This window comes from Sphaerimonospora thailandensis, assembly GCF_016863115.1.
GTDB classification, from domain to species: domain Bacteria; phylum Actinomycetota; class Actinomycetes; order Streptosporangiales; family Streptosporangiaceae; genus Sphaerimonospora; species Sphaerimonospora cavernae.
In genome coordinates this window covers 1-1,109 of record NZ_BOOG01000140.1, presented here as the reverse complement: position 1 = coordinate 1,109, position 1,109 = coordinate 1, and the positions used below count along the sequence as shown (strand labels likewise).

Genomic DNA, 1,109 nt, shown 5'->3' with positions numbered 1-1,109 from the left:
TTGGGGATCGAGGAGCTGTAGCAGTTGGGGTGGCCCTTGGCGCCCGGGTTGTACATGTTGCGGATCGGGCCCTGGCCGGCGAGGTTGATCTCCTCCCCGACGAGGTAGTCCGGCGGGTCGCTGGGGTTGTTGGCGTAGTGCTCGGTCAGCGCGCCGAAGATGTCGCCGGTGGACTCGTTCAGCCCGCCTTCCTCGTTGCCGCTGCCGTTACCCGAGCCGGAGTACTGGAAGATCGCGTGACCGAGCTCGTGGCCGACCACGTCCATCGAGGTCAGCTGGTTGGTGCGGGCCTGGTTGTAGCCGAAGGCGGTGTAGCTGCCGTACCAGTAGGCGTTGACCGCGTTGAGGCCGACCCGCATCGAGAAGGAACGGCCCGAACCGCTGTGGCCGTTACGGCCCAGCCAGTCGCGCAGCATGTCCCATTCCTTCTGCGCGGCGTACATCGCGTCCACGCAGGCGGTCTCCAGGTCGGTGCCCGAGCCGTTGCCCCAGCTGTCGCTGCTCTTGGTGTAGGCGGCGCCGTTCTGCCCGCCACACTGCAGGCCGGGCCGGTTCGGGTCGGCCATGGTGTACGAGCTGCCGGAGCGGCCGGTGTCGATGTTCACCTGGCCGACCAGGGCACCCCGGCCGGTGCCGGCCCGGACCTCGTCCCAGGAGTCGATCACCTTGCCGGTGCGCGCGTCGACGTAGACGTGCAGCACGCTCGGGGCGTTCTTCTTACTGGTGCCGGTGACCACGACCTCCCACGCCAGGCGCGGCGTCCTGGTCGTGGCGTGGACCAGCAGCTCCGGCGCCTTCGTGTCCTCCACCTTGGCCAGCTCGGCGCGGGCCGTGGCCGCCGCCGCGTCCGCCTTGACGGTGGCCTTGGGGTTGACGTCCACCGTGGCCTGCTGGCCGGTGACGACGTTGTCGACGACCTGGCCGGTCTTGTCGGTGGAGACGATCACGTCGCCGCCGTAGACGGGCAGGCCGCGGTAGCTGCGCTCGTAGGTCAGGTACTGCAGGCCGCGGGTGCCGGCGATGCTCCGTACCAGCTTGAACTCGTCATCGTCCGACTTGCGCAGCGCCGCCGCGTCCCCGGCAAGAGCCTTGTCGGCGCTGGCGATGGC

The 1,109-nt window shown here is 69.4% G+C and carries 1 protein-coding gene; it reads right to left on the bottom strand.

Annotated elements, in window-relative coordinates:
• Positions 1-1,109, bottom strand: a 1,109-nt coding sequence (locus Mth01_RS29325) for a M4 family metallopeptidase (RefSeq protein ID WP_239090097.1), incomplete at both ends; no start/stop codon positions are given.